Raw genomic sequence first — 6000 nt, 5'->3', positions numbered from 1 at the left:
AGCTCATATAGCCAAAATATATAATCCCGAAATTAGAGATTACTATCAAAGACTGATTAGTAAGGGAAAGAAGCCTCAAGTGGCTTTAAATAATGTCAAGAACAAACTCATAAGAATCATAGTGGCATTAGTCAGGAAGAAAGTACCATATGATCAAAATACATACAAATATTATGAAGAACGAGAAGTTATAGAAAGGAAAAAGAACGAGAAGTTAATTTATTGTTAAACGGAATAAGAGATTAGGATATTAGCATAGAATACGGGGGCTTGGTTTAAAAGAAACGACCCGTTCCTTTTAAAGGAACAAGGTCGTTCTTTCTTTATTCATTCAATAAATAAATCCGGATTGTCTATCTGTAAAAATAAACAAAATTCCAAAGAGGTATTACTGTACGTTCATTACAATCGTTTTCAACTTATTTCTATCAGAAGTTCCTCCATACAGTAATTCATAAGTACCTTCCAACGGACGCATCGTATTCGACTCTACATCAAACCATTCAAAGTTCTCACCGGTAAGAGGAATAGCTACTGATTCAGTTTTCCCTGCCGGAATATGAACGCGTTTGAAAGCACGCAAGGTATAACGGGGACCTTCCTTATCACCCGGACGTCTCAAATAAACCTGAACCACCTCTTCTCCATCACATTGTCCGACATTACTTACCGGAATAGTCAATACTACATTTTCACCTTTGGCGATTGTATTCTTGCTCAATTTAGCTTCTCCATAAGTAAAGTCAGTATAACTCAACCCGTGACCGAATGGGAAAAGTGGTTGCTGTTGCATATATCGATAGGTACGCCCTTTCATGGAATAGTCTTCAAAGTCCGGCAATTGATTCACATCCTTATAGAAAGTGACCGGCAAGCGTCCACCGGGATTATACTCTCCCCAAAGAGCATCAACGATAGCCGTACCGCCCGCCTGTCCCGGATACCATGCTTGCAGAATCGCTTCACAAGTAGTCGTTTCGGGCACTAGTCCGATAGCTGAACCGGAATAATTGATAAAGACAACCTTTTTACCAGCCTTCTTCAAAGCTTTCAACAGATTACGCTGAACGTCCGGAAGTTCAATATCCGTACGGTCACCACCCTTAAATCCGGGAACTTCTACCGGCATTTCCTCACCTTCCAGACTTGGAGAAATTCCACCAGCAAAAAGAATCACATCAGCATCCATTACTCTCTTCACTGCGAGGTTCAAGTCGATCCCGACCTCTTTGCCCAAATCAAAATCAAGTGTAGCCCTTTCATTCCGTTGTTTGAATAAAATCTCGATATGATACTCTTTTCCAGCCTTCGCCTGTAACGTATAGAGGTTCGTCGGATTCTTAACATATATTTTCCGAGCCACTTGCTCACCATTTATAATAAGAGTCACTTCACCATCCAGTTGGAAACGGAAAGCAACATCACCCGACTGCGAAGGACGAAAGACAGATTCATAACGAGCCGAGAAATTAGTTATTTCCACACCGGGCGCAAATGTAGTAGCCCCTGTCGTTGCAAAATGGAACGGAGTTGAAATCTGATCGGTGGCAACGACCTCCCCTTCACGATTACGATTATTCCAGTATTCTGCCAAGAAACCGGGTTTACCATTTATGCTACATTCATCAAACAGGCTTTGGAGTGTCTTTCCGTCCACACGGTCACAACCCGGTTCGTATATGATTTGTCCTTCCGGTAGTTTGGCACGGACAGCTTCCAATAAGGTAACCGTATGTGCCGGAATACCGTTATAATTTCCCCACTGCATCACGGAGTCATTGGCATTAGGTCCCATAACAGCTACTTTCAGATGGGTATTCAGAGGCAGGATGTTGTTTTTATTCTGCAAGAGCACCAATGATTCACGGGCCATACGCAAAGCCAATGCCTGATGTTCCTTACTATTCAACACAGAGGTTGGAATTTCCGACCAAGCCGGTTGTTCGTCCATTTCTCCCAGTTCAAAACGTGCCGTCAACAAACGTTTCAATGAAATATCTATTTCTTTTTCGTCAATCAAACCGGCTTTTACAGCATCCGCCAGTGATGCATATTCACTTCCACATTCAAGGTCTGTGCCTGCCCGCACAGCATCGGCCGAAGCGTGTTCCTTGTCCGGGTGAGTCCCATGCGTTCCCGGTCTATAGAAATCGGAGATCGCTCCACAGTCAGAGACTACAATGCCTTTGTATCCCCATTCATCCCGCAATATTTGCATCAACAGGCGATTACTGCCACAACAAGGCTCTCCCTCAAAACGATTATAGGCACACATCACTTCCTTTACATGCGCTTTCTGTACCAAATCTTTAAAAGCAGGCAGATAGGTTTCCCATAAATCCCGGGGATCTATATTCTCCGCATCAAAACTATGCCGGTTCCACTCCGGTCCTGAATGAACGGCAAAGTGCTTGGCACATGCGTGCAGCTTATCATACCTGGCATCTTCCGGTCCTTGCAAACCACGGACTACAGCCATTCCCATTTGTCCTGTCAGATAAGGGTCTTCACCATAAGTTTCCTGACCGCGTCCCCAACGAGGGTCACGGAATATATTGACATTCGGTGTCCAGAATGTTAATCCCTGATAGCGTTTCAGCACGCCGCTTTCACCGAAAATACGCGATTTTACGCGAGCCTCATCGGAAGTGGCATTGAACACTTCATATAATAATGAATCATTAAAAGAAGCTCCCATACCGATAGACTGGGGAAAAACAGTAGCCAATCCGGCACGTCCCACACCGTGCAACGCCTCATTCCACCACTCATATTCTTTAATTCCCAGTCGAGGGATAGCAGGTGACGCATTTTGCATTAATGATACTTTTTCTTCCAAAGTCAACCGGGGCAACAAATCCTCCGCCCGTTGTTCCGCCGTTAAAGAAGTGTCCTGGTAAGGCAGCAATTGCTTACATGCCGAAAACGATAACACCAAACAAACACCCATAATCGGTATCCAACCTCTTTTCATAATATTATACTTATTAGTTATGATTAATTTGGAAACAAAAATAGCCTATTTTCCAATAAAACAATGTTTCATTGGTTACAAATACATATTTGTTTGTTACATTGACGCATCACAGAACGAATAATCAAAAGAGTCCACATCTACATAACCGCCTACAGAACGTGTAGCATAGTTAAATATGGCAAACTTACTGCCCATAAACATACGGGTGTAGTCAAATTTCATCTTAATAGGCAGACCGACAGGTATCCATGCTTTCCCATCAAGACTATAAGAAAAACGAGCCTCATCCCGTCCATTGGTAAAGTCACCTTCCACACGCAAGTAGACAAGCTCTTTGTTAAGAGGTATACGGGCTTGTTCGGTCATATCCACACGGCTAATGGCACGCTTCGTTTTCTCAAACACGCTTTTCTGTTCACTCATCACAAGAGACAGTTTATTTCCGTTCTTTTCAATCGTAAGCACACCGCTGTCACCATTAAAAGCCGATAATCCTGCACGGTCACCATCTTTCATCCCCCCCAGAGAGAGACTGACAGTGCCCATACATTTCGGTCCTACCATACGTTGGGTCAACGTATTGGGAGCAACAAACAGGTTATCTACCACACGGGAGGTTTTCAAACGCAGAAATCCGGGACGGTCGGTAAGACTCCATGCCTGATCGACGGGGTTATGATTCCACTGCCAATAGAGGGAAAGCCCGGAAGCGGAAAAATCATCCGAACCGCAGATACCATCCATTGACATATACGATAAAGTGGTATCATTCGGAATGTGCCCATCCTTGTCTCCCAGCATAGGCCAACCATCTTCCGTCCATGTACAAGGCATAAGACACGGCACACGCCCTACGCCACCACGATCCTGAAAAATCAGTCCGTACCATTCACCGTTTTTCCCGTCTACGATGCATCCCTGACCAACACCGCCATGCCCGTCAAACTCCGTTTCAAGAATGACACGTTTTTCGTAAGGTCCGGTAATCTTATCGGCACGATAGCATACTTCACGACGCAGACGGCCGGGAATACTCCAATCCATAGAAATCATCAGCAAGTAATATTTCCCATTATGCTTGATGACGGAACTACCTTCCAACAGACCTTGTTCGTCAGCATCCCGTTCAAATATTTGCTGATTGATGCCACCAGGAAGTACATCAGTCAAATCGGGTTTTAACTCCGTAAGCTGTCCCGTACTGTGAAAGAGATACACCCGCCCGTCATCATCAAACAGAAGCGAACCGTCATGAAAATGCGGGGGACGCGAAAGAAGTTTCCAGGGACCGGCCGGATCTGTCGCAGTATAGACAAACCCACGTCCGGGCGCGCCATTGGCTGTAAACCATACATAGAATTTACCGTCATGATAGCGGATAGATGATGCCCATTGTCCTTGCCCGTAAGCAGTGCCTTCGAGCAGATCATAACGGGGGCCATCGTCAATGCGGGGAAATACGTAGCTAATAGTTTCCCAATGTTTCATGTCCGGCGAACGCATGATAGGCGCTCCCGGCATCAGATGCATAGTAGTGGAAACCATGTAAAAGTAATCACCTGCACGACATACCGACATATCAGGCACGTCAGCATAAAGAATAGGATTACGGTATTGTGCTCCGGCTGATAGCGGGAAGAACAATGTAAAAAGAGTACACAGCAGAATAGTGTTGATTTTTGTTTTCAGCATAATCATCGTTTTTTTATTAACTGGCTACATTATCTATTATTTGAAAGCTAATTATTTAAAATGTTCCTTGTTATCTTCTACATCACAAAAATAGGAAATGAAAACAGAACTAGTGCTAAAAGCATGCTACATGATTTCTTTGTGATGCTACATATCGAATGAAGAATGTTACATCTATATTTACTCATGTTACATCACCCTATCTCCCAAAGAAAGGAGACTGTATTCAGCCTCCTCTCACTTATTACATACCCGAACAACAGGTATCAACAACTATTCTTATTACAAGAACTTATCAGAACTCAACCAGTATACGGAACACCTTTCCCGGATTCGCCGTCCATTCCTGCATAGCTTCCAAAGCCCCTTCCGGTTTTGCTATCTTCGAAATCAGTTCTTCTATCGGACAATTCCCTTCTTTCATATAATTGATTACGGCACGGAAATCGGCAGGTAACGCATTTCTGGAACCACGGATATCCAGTTCTTTCTGAACGAAATATTTCGTTTGGAAAGCTACTTCACTCTTGGCATAACCGATGCAAACGACCCGTCCTGTAAAACCGACTTCATCCACTGCCATTACATAAGTGATCGGACTGCCGACAGCTTCAATCACGACATCGGCACCGAAGCCCTCCGTTATCTGTTGCATCCTTTCGTGTACATTTTCTGTTTTGGAGTTAATCACATAAGAAGCACCTACCTTTTTCGCCAGTTCCAGTTTCTCGTCATCCAAGTCGACAGCAATGACCGTTGCCCCTCTCAAAGCAGCACGTACAATGGCACCGATACCAATCATACCGCAGCCAATAACCATCACATATTCATTATCGATCACCTGCGCACGAGATACCGCATGGAATCCGACACTCATCGGCTCAATCAACGCACAATCGCGAGGAGAGATATTGCCTGCCGGAATAATCTTTGTCCAAGGCAATACGGCATATTCGCACATCACTCCATTGCGTTGCACTCCTAACGTTTCATTATGCTCACAAGCATTGACACGACCATTACGACAAGAAGCACATTTACCACAATTGGTGTATGGATTCAATGTCACGTTCATCCCTTTTTCGAAGCCAGCCGGAACATTCGGACCAACCTCCTCAATCACCGCTCCTACCTCATGTCCCGGGATTACCGGTAACTTCACCATTGGATTACGCCCCAAAAAGGTATTCAGATCAGAGCCACAGAAACCAACATACTTGATTCTTACTAATACTTCACCGGCACCAACGGTCGGTTTTTCCAGTTCAACCACCTTCATTTCGGAGGGATTGACAATTTGAACTGCTTTCATTGGATATGTTTGATAAATA

The 6000-nt window shown here is 44.2% G+C and carries 3 protein-coding genes and 1 pseudogene; 1 reads left to right on the top strand and 3 read right to left on the bottom strand.

Annotated features, from left to right (window positions below; translation table 11 throughout):
• A pseudogene (locus HMPREF0106_RS27805) lies at nucleotides 1–229 on the top strand (IS110 family transposase); the annotation flags it as partial.
• 159 nt (nucleotides 230–388) lie between these two features.
• On the opposite strand, the gene xyl3A reads toward HMPREF0106_RS27805, so the two are convergent.
• The 3 genes from xyl3A to HMPREF0106_RS14050 all read right to left on the bottom strand — a co-directional run bounded on the left by xyl3A (nucleotide 389) and on the right by HMPREF0106_RS14050 (nucleotide 5981).
• On the bottom strand, nucleotides 389–2974 hold the full coding sequence (gene xyl3A, locus HMPREF0106_RS14040; RefSeq protein ID WP_009039779.1) for a xylan 1,4-beta-xylosidase: 2586 nt from the start codon (nucleotides 2972–2974) through the stop codon (nucleotides 389–391).
• Between the two features lie 96 nt (nucleotides 2975–3070).
• A complete protein-coding gene (locus HMPREF0106_RS14045) occupies nucleotides 3071–4669 on the bottom strand; it encodes a glycoside hydrolase 43 family protein (protein ID WP_009039778.1) in 1599 nt (532 codons plus the stop codon).
• Nucleotides 4670–4964: 295 nt separating this feature from the next.
• Nucleotides 4965–5981: a zinc-binding alcohol dehydrogenase family protein gene (locus HMPREF0106_RS14050; RefSeq protein ID WP_008776500.1), complete on the bottom strand. Its 1017-nt coding sequence runs from the start codon at nucleotides 5979–5981 to the stop codon at nucleotides 4965–4967.
• Between the last annotated feature and the right edge of the window lie 19 nt (nucleotides 5982–6000).

Source organism: Bacteroides sp. D22, assembly GCF_000163675.1.
GTDB classification, from domain to species: Bacteria; Bacteroidota; Bacteroidia; order Bacteroidales; family Bacteroidaceae; genus Bacteroides; species Bacteroides xylanisolvens.
The sequence above is the reverse complement of the archived record's forward strand: the minus strand, read 5'-3'. Positions and strand labels throughout refer to the sequence as shown.

What these genes read in the sequence shown, in the direction of transcription:
- xyl3A (WP_009039779.1), bottom strand. Translation starts at nt 2,974, where the DNA reads ATGAAAAGAGGTTGGATACCGATTATGGGTGTTTGTTTGGTGTTATCG.
- HMPREF0106_RS14045 (WP_009039778.1), bottom strand. Translation starts at nt 4,669, where the DNA reads ATGCTGAAAACAAAAATCAACACTATTCTGCTGTGTACTCTTTTTACA.
- HMPREF0106_RS14050 (WP_008776500.1), bottom strand. Translation starts at nt 5,981, where the DNA reads ATGAAAGCAGTTCAAATTGTCAATCCCTCCGAAATGAAGGTGGTTGAA.